Source organism: Streptomyces canus (genome assembly GCF_001514145.1).
GTDB lineage: Bacteria > Actinomycetota > Actinomycetes > Streptomycetales > Streptomycetaceae > Streptomyces > Streptomyces canus.
On the sequence record NZ_KQ948664.1, the window covers coordinates 327,288 to 346,287 of the forward strand.

The 19,000-nt window shown below is 71.0% G+C and carries 19 protein-coding genes, 1 pseudogene and 1 riboswitch; of the genes and pseudogenes, 8 read left to right on the forward strand and 12 right to left on the reverse strand.

The annotated features are described in order from the left end of the window. Positions 1-106: 106 nt before the first annotated feature. Positions 107-883, reverse strand: a complete 777-nt coding sequence (locus AQJ46_RS28515; protein ID WP_059208279.1) for an NPP1 family protein — start codon at positions 881-883, stop codon at positions 107-109. Between the two features lie 273 nt (positions 884-1,156). Here AQJ46_RS28515 and AQJ46_RS28520 point away from each other — a divergent pair, with 273 nt between their 5' ends. Both AQJ46_RS28520 and AQJ46_RS28525 read left to right on the forward strand, forming a co-directional pair. Then, positions 1,157-4,870 carry an nSTAND1 domain-containing NTPase gene (locus AQJ46_RS28520; RefSeq protein WP_059208280.1) on the forward strand — a complete coding sequence of 1,238 codons (3,714 nt, stop codon included), beginning with the start codon at positions 1,157-1,159 and terminating at the stop codon, positions 4,868-4,870. A gap of 109 nt (positions 4,871-4,979) precedes the next feature. Then, the gene (locus AQJ46_RS28525; protein ID WP_057608959.1) at positions 4,980-5,540 is read left to right on the forward strand and encodes a tellurite resistance TerB family protein; all 561 of its coding nucleotides are present in this window, start codon (positions 4,980-4,982) and stop codon (positions 5,538-5,540) included. A gap of 21 nt (positions 5,541-5,561) precedes the next feature. On the opposite strand, the gene AQJ46_RS55540 is transcribed toward AQJ46_RS28525, so the two are convergent. Beyond that, entirely contained in the window at positions 5,562-5,768 is a 207-nt protein-coding gene (locus AQJ46_RS55540) for a hypothetical protein (RefSeq protein WP_159064055.1), read from the reverse strand. A gap of 90 nt (positions 5,769-5,858) precedes the next feature. On the opposite strand from AQJ46_RS55540, the gene AQJ46_RS28530 reads away from it, so the two are divergent. After that, a complete protein-coding gene (locus tag AQJ46_RS28530; protein ID WP_059208281.1) occupies positions 5,859-7,205 on the forward strand; it encodes a helix-turn-helix domain-containing protein in 1,347 nt (448 codons plus the stop codon). A 648-nt stretch (positions 7,206-7,853) separates the two neighbouring features. Then, positions 7,854-9,029 (forward strand): GAF domain-containing protein, encoded by a 1,176-nt coding sequence (locus AQJ46_RS58820; protein ID WP_318656725.1) that lies wholly within the window; start codon positions 7,854-7,856, stop codon positions 9,027-9,029. A 4-nt stretch (positions 9,030-9,033) separates the two neighbouring features. Here the strand turns inward: AQJ46_RS58820 and AQJ46_RS28540 are convergent, their stop codons facing one another. Further along, entirely contained in the window at positions 9,034-9,810 is a 777-nt protein-coding gene (locus AQJ46_RS28540; protein WP_059208282.1) for a hypothetical protein, read from the reverse strand. Positions 9,811-9,904: 94 nt separating this feature from the next. Continuing rightward, entirely contained in the window at positions 9,905-10,441 is a 537-nt protein-coding gene (locus tag AQJ46_RS28545) for a TetR/AcrR family transcriptional regulator (protein ID WP_059208283.1), read from the reverse strand. 117 nt (positions 10,442-10,558) lie between these two features. Between AQJ46_RS28545 and AQJ46_RS28550 the strand changes: the two genes are divergently transcribed. Continuing rightward, entirely contained in the window at positions 10,559-11,458 is a 900-nt protein-coding gene (locus AQJ46_RS28550; RefSeq protein WP_059208372.1) for a DMT family transporter, read from the forward strand. A gap of 954 nt (positions 11,459-12,412) precedes the next feature. Beyond that, positions 12,413-12,796, forward strand: a complete 384-nt coding sequence (locus AQJ46_RS55545; protein WP_159064056.1) for a hypothetical protein — start codon at positions 12,413-12,415, stop codon at positions 12,794-12,796. A 140-nt stretch (positions 12,797-12,936) separates the two neighbouring features. Here the strand turns inward: AQJ46_RS55545 and AQJ46_RS28555 are convergent, their stop codons facing one another. The 3 genes from AQJ46_RS28555 to AQJ46_RS28565 all read right to left on the reverse strand — a co-directional run bounded on the left by AQJ46_RS28555 (position 12,937) and on the right by AQJ46_RS28565 (position 14,321). Further along, positions 12,937-13,239 carry a hypothetical protein gene (locus tag AQJ46_RS28555; protein WP_159064057.1) on the reverse strand — a complete coding sequence of 101 codons (303 nt, stop codon included), beginning with the start codon at positions 13,237-13,239 and terminating at the stop codon, positions 12,937-12,939. 144 nt (positions 13,240-13,383) lie between these two features. Continuing rightward, positions 13,384-14,013 (reverse strand): hypothetical protein, encoded by a 630-nt coding sequence (locus AQJ46_RS28560; RefSeq protein WP_159064058.1) that lies wholly within the window; start codon positions 14,011-14,013, stop codon positions 13,384-13,386. 77 nt (positions 14,014-14,090) lie between these two features. Beyond that, complete coding sequence (locus tag AQJ46_RS28565) at positions 14,091-14,321, reverse strand: hypothetical protein (protein ID WP_059208286.1); 231 nt, start codon at positions 14,319-14,321, stop codon at positions 14,091-14,093. A 152-nt stretch (positions 14,322-14,473) separates the two neighbouring features. Here AQJ46_RS28565 and AQJ46_RS28570 point away from each other — a divergent pair, with 152 nt between their 5' ends. Beyond that, entirely contained in the window at positions 14,474-14,842 is a 369-nt protein-coding gene (locus tag AQJ46_RS28570; protein WP_059208287.1) for a hypothetical protein, read from the forward strand. Between the two features lie 21 nt (positions 14,843-14,863). Here the strand turns inward: AQJ46_RS28570 and AQJ46_RS28575 are convergent, their stop codons facing one another. After that, entirely contained in the window at positions 14,864-15,211 is a 348-nt protein-coding gene (locus AQJ46_RS28575) for an ArsR/SmtB family transcription factor (protein ID WP_059208288.1), read from the reverse strand. Positions 15,212-15,292: 81 nt separating this feature from the next. Next, a riboswitch (cobalamin riboswitch) is annotated at positions 15,293-15,497 on the forward strand. Positions 15,498-15,526: 29 nt separating this feature from the next. Between AQJ46_RS28575 and nicT the strand changes: the two genes are divergently transcribed. After that, a complete protein-coding gene (gene nicT, locus AQJ46_RS28580; RefSeq protein WP_059208289.1) occupies positions 15,527-16,624 on the forward strand; it encodes a Nickel transporter NicT in 1,098 nt (365 codons plus the stop codon). On the opposite strand, the gene AQJ46_RS28585 is transcribed toward nicT, so the two are convergent. From AQJ46_RS28585 to AQJ46_RS28595, 4 genes and pseudogenes are all read right to left on the reverse strand, one after another. Beyond that, a complete protein-coding gene (locus AQJ46_RS28585; RefSeq protein WP_059208290.1) occupies positions 16,611-17,117 on the reverse strand; it encodes a hypothetical protein in 507 nt (168 codons plus the stop codon). The genes nicT and AQJ46_RS28585 overlap by 14 nt on opposite strands. A gap of 92 nt (positions 17,118-17,209) precedes the next feature. Then, on the reverse strand, positions 17,210-17,701 hold the full coding sequence (locus AQJ46_RS58825) for an ArsR/SmtB family transcription factor (protein ID WP_318656726.1): 492 nt from the start codon (positions 17,699-17,701) through the stop codon (positions 17,210-17,212). Further along, positions 17,605-18,102 (reverse strand): annotated as a pseudogene (locus AQJ46_RS59100) (alpha/beta hydrolase); the annotation flags it as partial. The pseudogene AQJ46_RS59100 and the gene AQJ46_RS58825, both read right to left, overlap by 97 nt. After that, positions 18,099-18,914 carry an oxidoreductase gene (locus AQJ46_RS28595; RefSeq protein ID WP_059208292.1) on the reverse strand — a complete coding sequence of 272 codons (816 nt, stop codon included), beginning with the start codon at positions 18,912-18,914 and terminating at the stop codon, positions 18,099-18,101. The pseudogene AQJ46_RS59100 and the gene AQJ46_RS28595, both read right to left, overlap by 4 nt. Positions 18,915-19,000 lie beyond the last annotated feature (86 nt).

A 19,000-nucleotide genomic window follows, 5' to 3' on the forward strand; every position in this document is an offset into this window, starting at 1 on the left:
TCGCGTGGAGGTCTCACCATGTCCCGGGTGTCCCGGGTGACGGAAAGCGGCCGCCGACGCGAGGGGGGAGTGTGCGTCGGCGGCCGCGGTCGAAGGGGCCCGTGCGTCAGAACGCGGGGACCGCGGAGGGGCGGGCCTTGTTCACGTTGCTGAGGAAGTTCTTGCCGATCTGGAAGTTGGCGTTGCCCCAGTCGCCGTTCAGCTTGCCCTGGAGGGTGCTGTTCAGCCCGGAGAAGTTGACCAGGGCGGGTGTGTCCCAGTTGCCGTTGCCCCAGGCCACCGGCTGCTCGCCCCACTTGGCGAAGCGGAAGGCGTGGGTGCTCGGGCCGTCCTTGTGGTAGACGATCTCGACGTGGTTGCCGTTCATCGGCACCTCGTTGATCGGGTGGGTGCTGTAGCCGCCGTGCCGCGAGGCGGCCAGGTACCGCGGCTTCTCCTCGCCCTGCTTCTGGAACACCACGACGGACTCCCAGTCGTGGCGGTGCCCGCACTCGCTGATGCCGGTGGGGTCGCACTGGTCCTTCTCGAAGTACAGCGTGTACGCGTACGCGCACCAGCCGTTCTTGCACAGCGACTGCGCGTAGGTGTTCGCCTTGCCGAGGTGACCGGAGCGGCACTTGCCGGTGAGCGAGCCGGACGGGTTGAGGCCGCCGTTGACGTTGCCGTTCGCGTCGACCGCCGCCGCCGGGAAGCAGCTGTCCGAGTCGTAGTCGAAGTACGGCATGTACTTGTTCTGGAACGTGCTGCCGGTCCACGGCAGCGGGTTCAGGACGCCGGCGTTCGCGCTGCCCGCCAGGCCGACGGTGAGGGCGGCGACGCTGCCGGCGACGAGGGCGGCCTGGCCGAGGCGGGACTTTCTGCCGCTCTTGAGTGCCTTGAACATGCGGGGTGCTCTCCAGTCACGTGCTCTGCCGGGGGATCCGGCGAGGTGAGGGCGGTGCGGCACTGAGCGTGGTCGGCGGGGAGTTGATCGGCACCCTGTTTTGTCAGGTCAATCAATCGGGCGTCTCCGACCTGGGGAAACGTGAGCGGCAAGACGATCCGCCGATTCGGCGACACCCGCCGGCCACCGATGGGCAACCTTTCCGTTTCCTGGTGACCCGTATGGTCATCGCGCCTGATGTCGCTTTCGTCGGGTGTACGGAGGTGCGAGCCCATGGGGCGTCCCGAAAGACCGCTGGACGCGGGGTCCGGGCCCGTCCAGCGGCTCGCGTGTGAACTGCGCGAGCTCAGGAGGGCGGCCGGCGGTCCGTCGTACCGGGCGATGGCCGAGGCCGCGGGTTTCTCGGCGACGACCCTGTCCCAGGCCGCCGCGGGCGAACGGCTGCCCTCCCTCGCCGTCGTCGAGGGGTATGTGCGGGCCTGCGGGGGCGATCCCGGGGAGTGGGCGCCGCGCTGGAAGGAGGCGGAGGCGGAACTCGCTGGGTCGCCGCCCGAGGAGGAACCGGAGGGACCCGCGCCGTACCGCGGCCTCGCCCGGTTCGAACCGGACCACCGGCACCTCTTCTTCGGCCGGGACCGGATGGTCGCCGAGGTCGGCGCACTGGTCCGCGACCAGCGGTTCGCGGTGCTGTTCGGCCCCTCCGGCAGCGGAAAGTCGTCCCTGCTGCGGGCCGGCCTGATCCCCCGCCTCCAGCAGGAGATCGCGGACCGCGACCATCCGGCGGTGCTGCGGATCCTCACCCCGGGCCCGACGCCCGCCACCAGCTACGGACACCTCCTCGCCCCGGCCCGGGGGGAGCCGGAGAGCTGGGTGGTCGTGGACCAGTTCGAGGAGGTCTTCAGCCTCTGCCACGACCCCAGGGAGCGCAGCCGCTTCATCGACCTGCTGCTCGCCGCCCGCGACCCGGAGAGCCGGCTGCGCGTCCTGGTCGCCGTACGAGCCGACTTCTACGCCCGCTGCGCCGAGCACCGCGACCTCGCGGACGCCCTGCGCGGCGCCGGGCTGCTGCTCGGCCCGATGACCGCCGAGGAACTGCGCGAGGCGGTGGTCGGACCGGCCCGGGCGGCCGGGTTTCTGGTCGAACGGACGCTGACCGCCCGCCTGGTGGAGGAGCTCCAGGGCGAGCCCGGCGGCCTGCCGATGCTCGCGCACGCCCTCCTGGAGACCTGGCGCCGCCGCAAGGGCCGCATGCTCACCCTCGCCGGATACGAGTCCGCCGGCGGGGTGCGCGGCGCGATCGCGGCGACCGCCGAGGAGACGTACGGCGCCCTGACCCCGGCCCAGGCCCGCGCCGCCCGCCATCTGCTGCTGCGCATGGTTGTCCCCGGCCAGGGCACTCCCGACACCCGCCGCCCCCTCACCCGGGCCGAACTGGCCGAGTGGGCGGACCCGGACGTGCCGGCGGTGGTGGAGCGACTGACCGCGGCCCGGCTGCTGACCGCCGACGAGGACGGTGTCCAGCTCGCCCACGAGGCGCTCATCACCTGCTGGCCCCGGCTGCATGGCTGGCTGGAGGAGGACCGCGCACGCCTGCGCCACCACCGGATGCTCGCGGACGCGGCCCGCACCTGGCTGGAGCACGATCACGACCCCGGCGACCTGTACCGGGGCACCCGGCTGGCCCGCGTCGAGGAGCTCTTCCCGGACCACGGGGCCGACCCCGCCCTGACCGTGACCGAGCGGACCTTCCTCGCCGCCGCCGTCCGGGCCCGCGAGAGCGAGCGCCGGGCCGCCGCCCGGATCAGCCGCAGACACCGCGCCCTGACCGTCTCCCTGTCCGCCGTCCTCGCGGTCGCCCTGCTGACGGCCTTCGCGGTCTACCGCGAGTACGACGACAACCGGCGCGGGCGCACCCAGAACGCGGCCCGCCGGGTCGCCGATGTCGCCGACGCGCTGCGCACCACCGACCCGCGCACCGCGCTGCTGCTTGGCGCCGCCGCCTGGCGGGTGGCCGAACTCCCCGAGACCCGCCGCGCCCTGCTCGGCTCCCTCGCCCAGGCGGAGACGGACACCTTCACCGACCCCACGCCCGGCGACGGAGTCCGGCGCATGCTCAGCGCCGACGGCCGTGTCCTGTTCAGTGCCGACGGCGGCGACTGGCGCACCTGGGACGTGACCACCCACCGGCGCACCGGCTCCGGAAGGGTGCCGCGGGGCACGGTGACCGAGGCGGGCCCGGACGCGCGGGTGCTCGCCGTCACCGGAAGCGACGACGCGGTACGCCTGTGGGACACCGCCACCGGGCGCCGGACCGGCGGCTCCGCCGCGCTGCGGGACACCTACGACGTCGACTTCACCGCCGACGGCCGCGCCGTCCTCACCACCGAGGGCTCCTCGGTGCGGCTGCGCTCGGTCACCGACGGCCGGGTGCTGTTCGAGACCCGGGCCCCGGAGACCGCGGAACCCGAGGTGAGCGCCGACGGCGGGCGCATGGCCGTCTGCTCCTCGGATGGGACCCCGCAGCTGTGGGACACCTTCACAGGCCGCCCCCTGCCCGGCGCCTGGCAGAAGGACCACGTCTGCGGCGAGGACACCTCCCTCCTGGCCCTCGGCACCGGTCGGCTGGCCGCCGTCACCGGCAGCGGAGTGCGCGTCTGGGACACCGGCACGGGCCGCCGGATCGCCGAGCTCGAGGACACCGGCGTGCAGTACATGTCCGTCAGTCCCGACGGCGCCTTCATGGCCACCGCCGACCACGAGGAGGTGCGCGTGTGGCGGCTCACCGACCCTGGCACGCCCGTCCTCCGGCACACCCTCAGCAACCAGCACCTCTACGGCGGCCTGCGCTGGGACCGCGACGGCCGCACCCTGCGCTACGTCGAGGGCGGCACCGTCCACACCCTCGACCTCGGCGCGTCCGTCACCCACCGCTGGCGGAGCGGCCCGGTGGGCGAGGTCCGGCTGAGCCCGGACGGCCGCGGCTACGCCACCGCGACCCGCACCGGCGATCACTACGTCTTCCGGCTCCACGCGACCTCCGACGGGCGCGTCCTGCACACCTTCCCGCCGGTGCGGGTCCCCGCCTCCGCCGACCCGGCCCTGCCCACCGTTCCCGCCGACACCCTGCCCGTGACGGCCTTCAGCACCGACGGCACCCGGTTCGCCTACGGCGTCTCGGCACCCGGCAGGGAGGCGGTGACCCAGCCGATCGCCGTCCGGGACGTACGGAACGGGCGGGCGGTGGCCACGCTGGACCTGCCGGGCGGGGCGGTGATCGGCCTCGCCCTCGGCCCGGGCGGCCGCACCCTGGTCGCCGCCCGTTTCACCGGCCTCGGCACGGTCGCCGACGAGGTGTGGGACGTCGCCCGCCGACACCGTACGAAGCTGGTCACCGCCGTGACCGCCGCCCACCTGGCCGTCCGCCCCGACGGCGGACTCCTGGTCGCCGACGGCCGCACCGCCGACCTGCCCGCGGGCCGCGTCACCCGGCTCGACCTGGTCCAAGGCGACCAGATCGGCGCGCTCGCCTTCACCGCCGACGGTTCGCTGCTGGCGGCGGGCGACGGCACCGGGCGGGTCGCCCTGTGGGCGCAGCACCTCACCCGCCGCGAGGGCGTCCTGCGCAACGTCTTCCCCGCCCCGCTCGTCGCCGACCCCGAGGGGGTGAGCGCGCTCGCCTTCAGCCCGGACGGCGGCACGCTGGCCGTCGCGGGCACCGCGGGCAGCCTCCAGCTGTGGGATGTCGCCACCCAGCAGCCGCTGGGAAGCCCGCTGACCACGCCGGGCGAGGAGATCGACACGCTCGCCTTCGGCGCCGACGGATCGACCCTGTACGCGGGAAGCGCGCACGTGCCGCTCCAGAAGTACCCCGTCGATCCGGCGCGGGTGCTGGAGAAGGTGTGCGCGCGGGCGGGCGGCGCGGGGCTGAGCCGGGCGCAGTGGCGGACGTACGTTCCGGAAGTGCCGTACCGGCGCGTGTGCGGCTGACCCGTTCGGCTCGGTCGACTCGTTCGGTTCGGTCGGCTTGGGGGAACCTTTACCCGGGCTCGGCCGTTGCCGGGGTGAGATCACTCAGACGAGTACCGAGGTGACGTCAATGGCACTGTTCGACCGGCTCAAGGACCAGGCCAAGAACCTGCAGCAGCAGGCGCAGGGCGGGCGCGGCACGACGACCGGTGGGGCCGGGCACGGCGGTTCGCACGGCGCTCGCGGCGGTTCGCGCGCCCAGCTCGTCGGTGTGCTGAAGACGCAGCTCGGCTCCCTCAAGACCGAGCTGAAGAGCGGCGCCTACCGGGACGCCAGCATGGCGATGTGCGCCCTGGTCGCGGCGGCGGACGGCCACGTGGACGCGGCCGAGATCCAGCAGATGGAGTCGCTGATCCTCGGTAACGACGTGCTGCAGAACTTCCCGCCGGAGCAGCTGCGCACCCGCTTCCACAAGCATGTGGACCAGCTCACCCGCAACTTCCCGCAGGGCAAGGCGGAGGCGCTCCAGGAGATCGCCAAGGCCGCCAAGAAGCCCACCGAGGCGCGCGCGGTGATCCAGACCGGCATCGTCATCGCCGGTGCCGACGGACACTTCTCCCAGGCGGAGCAGTCGATCCTGCGGGAGGCCTGCGCGACCCTGAACCTGCAGCCCGCGGAGTTCCAGCTCTGAGGACCGCTTCCTCAGCCGGTCTCATTCCGACGAGTGCCGGGTGACCTGCTGGACCTGATCCGCCTGCTCGGCCGGCCGCTCCCCCGACGCCTTCGCCGGCCCCGCGTTGGCAGCCAGGACCAGTGTGGCCACGGCCACGACCGCGGCGACGAAACCCCTGGCGTAGCGCGCGGTGGTACTGGTGCGTTCGAGCACGGCGACCTCGCAGCGGTGGCGGTGAGTACCCATGGCGGTGGCGGCGTATTAAGCAGGGTTAATACGCCGTTTAACCTAGGGGCTGCGAGAGCCGAACGGCAAGAGGGGCTTGGGGAGTTGGCCATGTCGGAGCGGGACGACCCGGGCGTCATCGGGCGACGGGTGCAGCAGCTGCGGATCGAACGCGGGCTGACGCAGAAACAGCTCGCCGAACCGGCGTACACACCGGCCTACATCTCCACTCTGGAGTCCGGGCGGGTGCGCCCCTCCGACGACGCGCTCCGGCATCTCGCCGACCGCCTCGGCGTCGGGTTCGAAGAACTGGCGACCGGCCGTCCGGCCCGTCTCGTCACCGATCTGCGCCTGCGCCTCACCGAGGCCCAGCGCACCCTCGCCACCGGGGAGGCCGAGGAGTCCGCCGCTCAGTACGGCCGCCTGCTCGCCGAGGCCGACGCGCTCGACCTCGCCGAGGTGCGGGCCGCCGCCCTGCTCGGGCTCGGGGAGTGCGCTGTGGAGACGGGCGAACTGCGCGCCGCACGCCAGTACTTCGAGCAGGCCGAAAAAGCCCTCGGCGACGACGTACCGCTGCCCGCCCGCGTTCCCGCCCTGCGCGGACGCGCCCTCGCCCACTACCTCACCGGTGAACTCCGCTACTCCGTCTACCTGTTGGAATCCACCATCGACGAGCTCAACCGCGGTGGCCTCCACGACCCCGACGCCCTGCTCCTCCTCTACGCGAGCGTCATCGGCCCCTACATGGACATGGGCGCCCACGCCCGCGCCGCCCAGGCCGCCGAACTCGCCCTGGCGCTCGCCCCGCAGGCCGGCGACCCCGCCCTCGTCGCCCGGATGCACCGGTCCGTCGCCCGCACCCTGCTCGCCGAGGGCCGCCTCGCGGAGGCCGACGCCTCCCTCGCCAAGGCCGCCGAGCTCTACCGCCGGCTCCAGATCCGTACCGAGCTCGCCAACTGCCACTGGATGCGCGGATACGTCTACGCACAGAACGGCGAACTGGAGCGCGCCGAGGACGAGTTGAGGCAGGCCCTCGACATGCTCTCCGCCAAGCGGGCCGCCCTCTACTCCAGTCAGGCCGCCGTCGAGCTCGCCGATGTGCTGCACCGGCGCGGCAAGTCCGACGAGGCCGCCGCCCTGCTCCACGACGTGCTCAGCGACCTCAGCTCCGAGCGCGGCGCCCTGCACTCCGCCGCCGCCCACCGCCTGCTGGGGATCATCGCCGAGGACGCCCGGGACACCGAGGCCGCCGAGGAGCACTACGTCCGCGCCCTGAGCCTCCTGGAGCGGGCCGGCGCCGCCGGTGACCTGGCCGACCTGTGCCGGCTGCTGGGCGATCTGCTGCGCCGTACGGGACGAGTCGAGGCGGCACTGGACGCGTACCGGACGGGCCTCGGACACCGTACGGCCCCCGGCACCACCACCCTCGGCCCGGCACCGGCACAGCCCCCTCTGTGAGGATTCCGGGCCTGCGCACACGTCCCTGGGCCCGGCGTCGAGGGCGCCCGGCGGTCCGTACGACAAGGTTGGACGGGTGTCGGGGCGGTCGCCGCCGTCCGGATGGCGGCGGCCGCCCCGGTGAGGACGCGCGGCTTCTCCCACGGTCCTCCGGGGAGGTCCCCGGCCCGCTCGGGACGGCGGGAGGCGCCCCGGTCGGTGTCGCGGGACAGGGACGGAAGTACGGCGTCACTCAGGGCGGCGCGAGAGGGCGGGACAGGGACATGGGCGGCTCCGGCACAGTTCGACGCTGTGCGGCCGCTCCCTGACCGTCACCGAAGACCGTAATGAATGGGTGCGCGGTCTGTGAAGCGCGCATGAGGGTCTCAGAGGTCCGGACCGCCGAAGGGGACGTCTGCCCGACGCGGGTACGCCTCGCTGCGACCTCTCCGCCCGAAACAGGGCCTGTCCGGGGGCTTTCCGTACGCCGTAGGGACAGCGGGGAGTGCCGATCCGCCGTGCCCGTCCTGGGCGTTTCGCCCGGTGGACGAGGGGTAGCCGGGCGGTGCCCCTGGGTGGGTGCGCCACGAGCGGCGCCCCCTGCCCCCGGTGAGCCCGCTTGGGGGCCGTTGACGGAAAGGCCCGCGCTGACCGAAGGAGGCGGTGGTCGTGCGGCCCACGGACGACCGCGGCAACGCCCATGGCGACGAGCCGGGTCCGTTCCCCGGTTCGGGCGGCGAAGCCGGAGCGTTCACCGGACCGGACAGCTCTTCGGGCTCGTTCGGGACGCCGGAGGACGAACCGCGGCGGGCGGCGGAACGCGAAGGCCGGGGTGGTCGCAAACGTCAGGACGAGCGGGACCGGGAACGGGACCGCGAGGCCGGCTACGAGCGGGAAGTCGGGCGCGAGCGCGAGGTCGGACGCGGTCGTGAAGCCGGCCGCCCCCGCGAGACCCGCCAACCCCGCGAGGCCCACCCCGACCGCGAAGCCGGACGCGAGCGGGAACGGAACGTCGGCCACGAGCGCGGGATGGAGAGGGACCGTGAAGTCGGACGCGGTCGTGGAGCCGGCCGCCCCCGCGAGACCCGCCAACCCCGCGAGGCCCACCCCGACCGCGAAGCCGGCCATGCGGGAGAGCCGGATCACGTGCGGATCTCCGATGTCATCGCGGAGGGTGTGCGGGGTGCCGACCCCGCCGAGATTCCCGGCAAGCTGTGCGTGGCCGCCGTCAGGCTGCTGGCCGTGGCCGGCGCGAGCGTGTCGCTGCGCAGCGACGGCATGCCCATCCAGCTCAGCGCCAGCGGCCCCCGGGCCGAGCGTCTGTCGGAACTCCAGGCCACCCTGGGGGACGGGCCCTGCACGTCCGCCGCGAAGACCGGGGCCACCGTACTCGCCGCCGATCTGACGTCCGGCCGGGACGCCGACCGCTGGCCGGTCTTCGCCCAGCAGGCCACCGCCGCCGGGATACGGGCGGTGTACTCGATGCCGCTCGGCAACGACACCGTGTGCGTGGGCACCCTCGACCTCTACCGGGACGTCCCCGGCGAACTCACCCGGCAGGAGCTGCGCATCGCCGAGCTCGTGGCCAGCGTCATGACCCTGGCCCTGACGGCACTGCCCCGGGAGCAGGAGAACGGCCCCGAGGGCGACGACCTCTGGCTCAGCGGCCTGGCCAAAGCCCACGACGAGGTGTACCAGGCCGTCGGCATGATCATGGTGCAGCTGGGCGTCGACTCGGACGAGGCGCTGGCCCGGCTGCGCGCGGACGCCTTCGCGGACAGCCGCACCGCGCTCGAGGTGGCGCACGACGTGGTCTGGCACCTGAAACGGTTCGAATCGGACTGACCGCTCAGATCTCCACCCGGCCCTGCTTCCTGATCTCCGTCAGCCGCTCGGCGCCCAGCTGTACGGCGGTCTGCGTGGCCTGCGTCTGCACGTCGCCGAAGCCGCCGTTCGTCACACTGATCGCGTCCTCCCCCACACGGACGGCGGCGACGTCCAGCGTGAGCGTCATCGGTTCACCGTCCGGGGACTGTCCGGTCAGCCACACCCGCAGCCCCTGCCGGGCGTTCCCCGCCTCCGGCAACGGTGCCTCGGTGACCTGTACCCCGAAGACGGCCCCCGTGGCCGTGGTGGCCCCGAACTGTGCGCACGCCCGCGGAAGGCCCTTCAGCCAGGCCAAGGTCTTGTCGATCTCCGCCGGCGGACGCGCGAGCACCTGATACCGCATCTGCGCCTTGTTCCACTCGTCGTCCATGCCGACGACCGCACGGGGCTGGGCATCGGCCCCGAACCACTCGTCCGCGTACAGCGCGTCGAGCAGCCGCTGACACCCCCGCCGGTCGGCCTTCGCCTTCAGCACCCCGTCGTGCCAGGTGGCCACGCCCTGGGTCGGCGTCCAGGGCTCACCGAGGTCCGCGTCGGTGACGAGCGCGGCCTGCGCCATGGCCTCGGTGAGGGCGGAGGAGGGGGCAGCGGACGTTTTCGGGGACGGTGGCGGCGCACTCGTGGGCCGCGTGATCGGCGGCCTGGGAGCGGTGGGCGGGGTGGACAGAGCGGAACAGGCGGTGGCGGCGAGGAGCCCAGAGAGGGCGAGAGCGCAGGCGGCGGCGCGTGGCGGGGTCATGCCTCCAGTGATCACCGGGTTCGCGGAGGCCACCAGCGGTCCGGGCCGTATGGGTTACGCCATGGGTGACGCCGTACCCGGCCCCGAGCCGCGTCTATGCACCCTTCGCGCCCACGAGTTCGGCCGCCCGGTCGCGGGCGTAGCCGACCGGGTCGGGAAGGACCCGCAGCCCGTGGGCGACCAGCGCGCCCTCGTGCAGCAGCATGAGCGTGCGGGCCTGCTCGGGGGCCAGATCGGTGAAGAGCCTGAGCATCCACTGCTTCTGACCGGTGATGATCGCGTACGCCGGATGGGCGGGGTCGCTGATCTCGGCGTGGGCGTTGACCATGGCGCACCCCTTGGGGCTGTTGTCGTCCATCCACTCCCGGGAGGCGTCGAAGACCGCGCGGACCCGGTCGCCTGCGCCCGGCCCCGCAGCCTCCAGCCGCTCCATGACATACGTCCGCCAGCGTTCGTCCCGGTCGGCGAGGTACTCCACGACGATCTGCTCCTTGGAGCCGAACCGGTCGTAGAGCGTCTTCTTCGTCACCCCGGCCTCGGCGGCGATCAGGTCCACGCCGACCGCGTGGATGCCTCGCTCGTAGAACAGCCGGGACGCCGCCGCGAGGGCGCGCCGCGCACCCGGGGTCATGCTGATCCGCCGTACCTGCCGTGCACTGTTGTCTCCCACCCTCCCGACTATACCGATCTGTATAGTGGCAGGCGCAAGGAGGTATACAGATCTGTCTAGTCACGGGTGGTGACTCCCATGAACGTCCTGCTCTCCGCCGCCTTCGTCGTGTGCTGGAGCTCGGGATTCGTCGGCGCCAAGCTGGGCACGCAGGACGCCGGTGCGATGACACTCCTGATGTGGCGCTTCCTGCCGCTGGCGGCCGTCCTGACCGCGTTCGCCGTCCACCGGCGCCGGGCCTCATGGCGCACCCTGGCGCCCCGCGACCTCGCCCGCCAGGCCCTGATCGGACTGCTCTCCCAGAGCGGCTACCTGCTCACCGTCTACTACGCCATCCAGCTCGGCGTCTCCAGCGGTACGACGGCCCTGATCGACGGCACCCAGCCACTGGTCGCGGGAGCACTCGCCGGCCCGCTGCTGCGCGAGTACGTCTCGGCCCGGCAGTGGCTCGGACTGTGCCTGGGCCTGGCCGGAGTCGCCCTGGTCACCACGGCCGACGCGGCGGCGACCACGGGCGTGGCCTGGTGGACCTACCTCGTCCCGTTCGCCGGGATGCTCTCGCTGGTCGCCGCCACCTTCCTCGACCGGCGCTCCCGCACCCCGGTGACCCCTACCGTGTCGCTGACCGTCCACTGCGCCACCAGCGCCCTCGTCTTCACGACCGCAGCCCTCACGACCGGCACCGCGACCCCGCCCACCACGGGCTCCTTCTGGCTGGCCACGCTCTGGCTCGTGACCCTCTCCACCTTCGGCGGCTACGGCCTGTACTGGCTCGTCCTCCAGCGCTCCGGAGTCACCGAGGTCAACACCCTCATGTTCCTCATGGCCCCCGTCACCGCGGTCTGGGGCGCCCTGATGTTCGGTGAGCCCTTCACCACCCAGACCGCGCTGGGCCTGGCGGTCGCCTTGACGGCGGTGGCGGTGGTGCGGGGGGCGAGCGCCCGGACGGGGGAGGCGGAGGCCGCCCGGACCCGCTGACGGCCCGTGGAGAACACCGCCGCTCGGCGGGAACTGACCTTGGCAGGCGCCGTCGTTGGCGACGCCGCAAGACCGAAGAGCTGTCCCCACCTCCTGCATCGGTACGCTTCCGTCCGGAGGCGCGAATGTTCGATGCAGTGGCTTTCGGCGCTGGTGGTGCCATCTTGCTGTCTGTTGGCATGTGGTGCGTCTGGCGGCAACGCCGCAGGCACGCCAGCACCCTGGCGGGCTGGGGTGGACTGGCTCTCGGAATAGGGCTGTTGATACGCACCGCAGGATCTTTGACCGGAGACCGTCAGCCGCTCGGCGTCATCTTGGCCACCAGCTTTGCAGTAGTCAGTGTGGTCGGTTCCGTCCTGGTGGCGTGTGGTCGGAACACGCTCCGGAACGGTCGCGTCGGCCAAAGGCGCCGGAAGCTGCCGCCGATCGTCCCCTGACGAGTTGCACCTCCAACATGCTTTCCCACTGTGGTGGTGGGGCCGTGAGGTGTGTGCGGGGGCGTTCACCGGGGTCCTGGGGGGCGACGGTTGGCTGCGGCCGACGCTAGCGTGCGGCGGTGATCAGCAATGAGGGAGTACGCCTGGGTGCGGTTGCGGTGTGCGGCCGACTGGCGGCGACACCTAACGGTCGATCACTGGCGGGTCCGTTGTCAGTGCCTGCAGTTATGGTCTCAAGCGCGCGGTCGGCTTCCGGGGGTTCCAGCTCTGTAGGGAATGGTTGCATCCCTGGCCTGTCCGGGGCAGGCCCGGAGACTCGTCCGGGACCCAACCGTGGCAGGCGCACGCCTTGCAACTGTGCTGGCCGCTGTTCCTGGTAGTTCAGGCTCGTACTGCGTGTCACCAAGTGCCGACACGGCCGTGAACGACCGCGAAATTCCACAGATGACAATGTCGCGGGAACCAGTATGTCTTCCGATACGTCTCTCTTCGGCCAACACTTCATAGGGGGCCGGAAGTGGACTCGGAGAGCATTGCCGCGTGGTCGGGACTCTTGGGAAATTTGATTGCTGTCCTCGTAGCCATCTTCAGCCTGCGCAAGGCTGAGCGTGCCTTGGCTCAGTCCGAAGCTCAATCGGAACGCAGCCTCGCGAGAGCAGACGCGGCACTGACACAGGCGCAGCAAATCGCGGAACGCACGCTGCAAGCGCACTACAACATCGACGGGGCTATGTCGGCTATCGCCTGGCGAGACCAGGTGATAGCTCTGCATGACCGAGGGCTGACACCTTCCAAGATCCGGGAAATAATGCTCCTGGAAGATGGGGGTGAGGGGTACGAAGCCAGCAATGGACGAATTGACGACATCGTGCGAAACCTGCACAGAAGGCGGCCCCAATGAAGTAGGGAAGGTCTAGGTCTACCGCGCTCGCGTAGTGACGTGGAACCGTGCGCCCGGTGGTCGTCGCTGACGACTGCTCAGCGGCCTTGCGCGGCTCAGGGAACGGGCCCAGCGGACGCGCCCCGTGCGGAGGCGGCCGTCTACCGGCTGAGGAAGTGGATGCCGACCGCAACCGCGCCGCTGCCCGCGAGGATCTGCACGAGCGCGATCGCTTTGAGGTGCAACACCCCTGCTGGAGGACCGCCGTAGATGCGGGGCGGCTTGTTCCGTTGCGTACTCATCGCCTTCGCGTAGAAGCGGGTCGCCGTCTTCTTGTAGTCGGTGGCGAAGACGATCCCTGCGCACAGCAGGCCGGCTCCCACAAGGATGAGGAAGACAGCATCGGCCGTGCCTGTAGCAGCACTTGCCGGAGCCGATCCAGCAAGGTCAGCGGTGTCTGTCACACCGATCATCGTGGGGCGGCGCGATGAACCCTTCGTCCCGAAGCCACTCAGGCGGCAGAGCGGCTGGTCCACCACGCGGGTTCCCGGACGCCTGGGACGCTCGGGCCATCCACGGGTGGTTGCTGGGCCCCACCGGCACCGCCACTACGCCCCTGCGCCGAACGGATTGCCGTGTCCGGGAAGCTGCCCGCCCGGTGGCACATACCGCAGTCGCCCGCTCTCGTCGGTCACCGGCGTGAACCCGGCGGCCTTCAGCCGAGCGGCGTACTTGGCTCTGTAACGTCGGCTGTAGGCGAGCAGGAAGGGCAGCAGGGCCATGAGTGCGGCCCAGATGATGCCGACGATGACGATCGCTGCAGTCTCCGCTCGCAGTCTGAAGATGATGGCCGCGGCGGTCACGGTGAGGAAGGAGATCAGTATCCCCGTCCGGAGCTTGTCGCTGTCCTGAGTGCCGGTGTCGACCACCATGCGGGCCTTGAGGAGATCGATGGCGTCGGGCACGACGGGCGGCAGCGCTACGCCCTCATCGGCGTCGGGGTACTGCGCCCGGTTCTGCGCGGCGCGCTGTCGGCCCTGCGGGCTGGGGTCGGGCACGATGAACAGTGCGAACTTGTTGTCGCTGGTCATCTGCAGGTCCGCGTACTCGTACCCGAACTGCTCGGCGATGAAGGCGAGTCGGGCCAGGCGCTTCCACGACCACCCGGAGAGGGTCATCCGAACCGGCTCCCCGCTTGCCATCTCCCGCAGCATCTTCCGTACTTGCCTCTTGCTCACCAGCGCCCCCGTCCCTCACAGTCCATACAGTCTGCCATTCACGACATGTTCATGGCGGGCACGGCGGAGACCGCTGGCTAGAGGATGAGAAGACCTACGGTGATCAAGGCCAGGCCGAAGATGGGGTAGTACCGGAAGAGCCACGTGGGGACGAGTCTGAACGTAGCTCCCTGTGGTCCGTTCTTGAGGCGGGTCTCGATACGGGAGTTGATCTTCCCTGCGTCGAGAGCGAGTGCCAGGCAGAAGATGACTGCCACCGCATAGAAGGCCAGTGGCGCGTAGTCGCCGTGCCGTACGGCTTGCAGCATGTGGCCTCCTCGGGTGCATCGTCAGAGGATCTTCCTACTGGTGCAGATCTCGGACAAGTGGTACGTCGCCCAACAAGTGGTGAGGAGACGGAGCCGTTGCCATGGCGCACGCGCGTGGCAGGATTCCCCGGTGACTCTTTCGCCCCGCCATCGTGGACTACGACACGTGGGACCCGCAGCTCGGCGAGGACGAGGACGTTGAACGCCACATCCGTACGGGCTCCCTGGTCCCCATCAACATCCGAAGTGACGGCGCCTTCGGGTCCTGGTCCGTGTCGGCGGGGGCGGTGGGTGCCCAAGTGTGGCCGGGCACGGTCCAGTTCGATCTGCCCGTGGGCCGCTACGCGGTGGTGATCCATCTGATCGCGTGGGAGGACGAGGAGGGCGGCGTCAACGAAGACGGCACTCCCTCTGCCGCTGCTCTGCCCGACTTCGTCGTACTCGTCTCTCCCACTGGTCCCGAACAGGATCTGTTCCGTTCCGACGTGGAGACCTTCGACCGGACCGGCGAGCCACGCTGAACGGCACGTACCTTCACCGGCTCAGGACACCTGCGCCAGCAACCCCCGCACCGCCTCGTCCACCACCCGGTACCGCACCACGCGCCCCTCCTTCTCCCCCGCGACCACCCCGGCCGCCCGCAGCAGCCGTAGCGCCTGGGAGACGGCGGGGTCGTTCATCCCCGTCGCGATCGCGAGGTCGGAGACCGCCAGTGGGCCGGTCCGGTGCAGGGCCAGGAGCAGGGAGAGGCGGTTCGGGTCGGCCAGGAGGGCGAAGCGGTCGGACCAGGTGCGGACGTGTCCCGGGTCGCCGATCGCGGCGATGGCGTCGCACACCCGGTGTCCGTCGATCGTGCGGCGGTCGGCTCGGTCGGCCGGGACGAGGTGCATGGGGCTCATCCTCGCAGGCAGCCCTGTGTGATCTTCCATACCTGCGCAGGTGTGCAGCTATGCAGGAGACCCCGCGCCCGCCTACGGTGGGCGGGCCGTGGTGCTCGGGAAGCCGGTGACGACCCCTCAAAGGTCCAGTCCGGTGCGGCCCTCGCCACTGTGATCGGGGAGTTTCCCTCCCACGTCCCTCGCGGGACAGCCACTGGCCGTCACCATCAGGCCGGGAAGGCGGGAGGGAAACGCACGACCCGTAAGCCAGGAGACCGGCCACGGCAGCTCACGCGTTCATCCACGAGGTGCTGGAGTGACCACCGTATGACTGATCCTGCGCTGCCCGAGACCGCCGCCTCATCCTCCTTCCGCTGGCGGCGCGAGGACACCGTCAAGACGGTCGGTCTGATGGCCGCGATAGCCGCCCTGCACGTCGTCGCCTTCGGCATCCTCTTCCTGCTGGTCGTCCCGGAGCACTACGAGGTGGGCGACAAGGCCTTCGGTATCGGACTCGGCATCACCGCCTACACCCTCGGTATGCGCCACGCCTTCGACGCCGACCACATCGCCGCGATCGACAACACCACGCGCAAGCTGATGGCGGACGGCAAGCGGCCGGTGTCCGGAGGGTTCTGGTTCGCGCTCGGGCACTCCAGTGTCGTGGTCCTGCTCGCCGCGCTGATCGCCGGCGGCACCCAGCTGGCCGGCAAGGTCATGAACGAGGGGTCACGTACCCACCAGGTGCTCGGATTTCTCGGTACGACGGTCTCCGGGTCGTTCCTCTATCTCATCGCCGCTCTCAACCTGGTCGCCCTGATGGGCATCCTGAAGGTCTTCCGGGCGATGCGGGAGGGGACGTACGACGAGAAGGAACTGGAGCAGCACCTCGACTCGCGCGGGTTCATGAACCGGATCCTCGGGCGGCTCACCAAGTCCATCACCCGGCCGGGGCAGATGTTTCCGCTGGGCTTCCTGTTCGGGCTCGGCTTCGACACGGCCACGGAAGTGACGCTGATGGTGATGGCCGGGTCGGGTGCGGCCGCGGGGCTTCCCTGGTACGCCATCCTCTGTCTGCCGCTGCTCTTCGCCGCCGGCATGAGCCTGTTCGACACCCTCGACGGCACGTTCATGAACTTCGCCTACCAGTGGGCCTTCTCCAACCCCGTCCGCAAGGTCTTCTACAACCTCGCCATCACCGGGCTGTCCATCGCGGTCGCCTTCTTCATCGGCACGATCGAGCTCGTCGGCGTCCTGCACGACAAGTTCGACCTCACCGACGCCCTCACCACCTGGATCGCCGACATCGATCTCGACAACGTCGGCTACGTCATCGTCGGCCTGTTCGTGGTGGTGTGGGCGGCGGCGATCGCCTACTGGCGGCTCGCGAAGGTGGAACAGCGGTGGGGCGTCAGCAGTTCTTGAGGGACCAGATGGGGCTCCAGTTGTACGAGTTGCTGCTGCCACCCGGCCCGACGGACGTGACGGTCCCGCCGTCCTTGCCGTAGAAGTGCGCGGTCACACCACCGGTCTGGGAGTTGCGGTACGAGCCCGTGCCGACCCAGTTGGACAGGGTGTAGGTGTCGCAGTAGTAGAAGTAGTAGACGACGTAGTCGCCCCGTGTGGGGTCGTAGGTCGCGGTGCACAGGTTGCCGCTCTCGCAGGTGATGGACTCACGCGCGGCGACGTGCAGGATCTTGCTGGGCTTCGGCCAGGCCGTCGGAGGCTCGGCGGCCGCCCCCGCCGGCAGTGCCGAGGCGGGCGGCGCGGCCGGCATGGTCAGGATCTGGCCGAAGTCCCGGTTCTCCGGGGCCGCACCGGCCGGGGCCGCACCGGCGGGGCCCGCCATGAACACGGCCGTCAGCGCCAGCCCCAGGGCGCCGAGGCCCGCGAGCAGAGAACGTCGTATGTCGCGCATGTGATGTCGCACCCCCTGTGGAAAAAGGACATCTCTCGCGCCCACAGGCTTGCTTCGACCTGCTGGTCCCCGCCACAACCTGAAGCCCTGCCTTAAACGGAGCCCGCCCCGACGGATCCGGTCCCTTCGAGCAGGGCGCTCCCCGCCGGCGTGATGGTGTGCAGCACATGTCTGCCGTGGCGCACGCTCAGCAGCAGGCCCGCCCGGCGCAGCACCGCCGTGTGCTGGCTCGCGGCCGCGCCGGAGATGCCGAGGCGGTCGGCGAGTTCACCGGTCGTACGGCCGGTGACGACGTCTTCCAGGATCGCCGCGCGGGTCCGGCCGATGAGGGCGCCGAGGTCACCGCCGGGCGCGGGGCTGCCGGGCAGGCGGGCCCAGCCGAGGGCTCGCCGTCGGCCAGGGCGCGGGCCTCCGACGGCAGCGGGCGAGCCCGGCGCGGGGAGACGTCGGGGCCTGCGACGGCATCGCCGAGGTGGGACGACCAGCCGTACCGGTTGCTCTTGGGCGTCCGGACGCGCACCTTGAGGGTGTCCAGGTCGGTTCTCGTCGTCGTGCGGTCGTCCAGCATGAGGTAGAGGAGCAATTGGGACGTCGGCCGGATCTCGGCCCGGTCATGGGCGAGCAGGGCGAGGGCCGCGGCGAGTCCGCCGCCTGCGCTGGCACCGCCGATCGCGATGCGATCGACGTCGATGTGCAGGTCGTCCGCTCGCTCGGCCAGTCCGCGCAGCGCGGCGTAGGCGTCCTCGACCGCGGGGGGCGCGGGATGGTCCGGCCCCAGTCGATAGCGGGCCGCGGCGACGGTGATGCCGAGTTCGCGGGCGAAGGCGATGTTCGTACGGTCGTCCTGCTCGGGTGCGCCGAAGATCAGTCCGCCTCCGTGGATCCAGAGCAGCGCCGGAGCCGCTGCCTTCAGGCCGGTCGGCTGGAAGACGCGAAGCGAGACGGACGGAGAAGCAGCTTCGTGAGACCGGCGTCCGTAGGTCAGTTCGGCATCCGGTTGAACCTGCGGACGATGCGGTCGAAGATCCGGGCCGGAAGGACGCGGTGGAACACGCTGATGCCGGCGGCCGTCGAGCCGGCGGTGCGCCGCAGCTTCGGGTTCCGGTCGGTGGCCGCCGCGACGATCACCTTGGCCACGGTGGCCGGATCGTCGCCGCCGCTGGTGTTCTTCGCCAGCACCTCGTCGAAGGTGCGCCGCCCCGACGCGTAGAGCGGCAACGGGGTGTCGCCCTGCACGCTGTGGTCCCCGAACGGGGTGTTGATCGGGCCGGGCTCGACGAGCAGGATCCGCACGCCGTGCTCGCGGACCTCGTGGTCCAGCGACCCGGAGTAGCCCTCGACCGCGTGCTTGGTCGAGGTGTAGATGGACATGAACGGGCTGGGGACGAACCCGCTGAGGGAGGAGACGTTGATGACGCGTCCGCGCCGTTGCGCGCGCATGTGCGGCAGAACCGCCTTGGTCATCCGCATGATGCCGTAGACGTTGACGTCGAAGACCTCCTGCGTCCGGGCGACGGAGAACTCCTCGCCGGCACCGTTGGCGCCGACGCCGGCATTGTTGACCAGGACGTCGATACGCCCGAACCGGTCGATCACCTGCTTGACCACGGAGGCGACCGATGCGTCGCTGGTCACGTCGAGGTCGAGGTAGGTCACCCCGGCGGGCGCGGTGACCCGCGCGGTGTTGCGGGCGGTTCCGATCACCTCGAAGCCCGCCGCGGCGAAAGCGCGGGCCGTCTCCTTGCCGACGCCTGATGAGGCACCTGTCACGAGGACCACCGGTCGAGTTGTCGCCATCACGAGCTCCCTGAGCTTTGAGTTACGTCCGTATGCCTTACGGTCGTATGTCTTACGTTCGTACGACCATAGGGGGACCGTCGGTC

Excerpts from the sequence above, each read along its gene's own strand:
- AQJ46_RS28515 (WP_059208279.1), bottom strand. The coding sequence starts at position 883 with ATGTTCAAGGCACTCAAGAGCGGCAGAAAGTCCCGCCTCGGCCAGGCC.
- AQJ46_RS28520 (WP_059208280.1), top strand. The coding sequence starts at position 1,157 with ATGGGGCGTCCCGAAAGACCGCTGGACGCGGGGTCCGGGCCCGTCCAG.
- AQJ46_RS28525 (WP_057608959.1), top strand. The coding sequence starts at position 4,980 with ATGGCACTGTTCGACCGGCTCAAGGACCAGGCCAAGAACCTGCAGCAG.
- AQJ46_RS55540 (WP_159064055.1), bottom strand. The coding sequence starts at position 5,768 with ATGGGTACTCACCGCCACCGCTGCGAGGTCGCCGTGCTCGAACGCACC.
- AQJ46_RS28530 (WP_059208281.1), top strand. The coding sequence starts at position 5,859 with ATGTCGGAGCGGGACGACCCGGGCGTCATCGGGCGACGGGTGCAGCAG.
- AQJ46_RS28540 (WP_059208282.1), bottom strand. The coding sequence starts at position 9,810 with ATGACCCCGCCACGCGCCGCCGCCTGCGCTCTCGCCCTCTCTGGGCTC.
- AQJ46_RS28545 (WP_059208283.1), bottom strand. The coding sequence starts at position 10,441 with ATGACCCCGGGTGCGCGGCGCGCCCTCGCGGCGGCGTCCCGGCTGTTC.
- AQJ46_RS28550 (WP_059208372.1), top strand. The coding sequence starts at position 10,559 with ATGAACGTCCTGCTCTCCGCCGCCTTCGTCGTGTGCTGGAGCTCGGGA.
- AQJ46_RS28565 (WP_059208286.1), bottom strand. The coding sequence starts at position 14,321 with ATGCTGCAAGCCGTACGGCACGGCGACTACGCGCCACTGGCCTTCTAT.
- AQJ46_RS28575 (WP_059208288.1), bottom strand. The coding sequence starts at position 15,211 with ATGCACCTCGTCCCGGCCGACCGAGCCGACCGCCGCACGATCGACGGA.
- nicT (WP_059208289.1), top strand. The coding sequence starts at position 15,527 with ATGACTGATCCTGCGCTGCCCGAGACCGCCGCCTCATCCTCCTTCCGC.
- AQJ46_RS28585 (WP_059208290.1), bottom strand. The coding sequence starts at position 17,117 with ATGCGCGACATACGACGTTCTCTGCTCGCGGGCCTCGGCGCCCTGGGG.
- AQJ46_RS28595 (WP_059208292.1), bottom strand. The coding sequence starts at position 18,914 with ATGGCGACAACTCGACCGGTGGTCCTCGTGACAGGTGCCTCATCAGGC.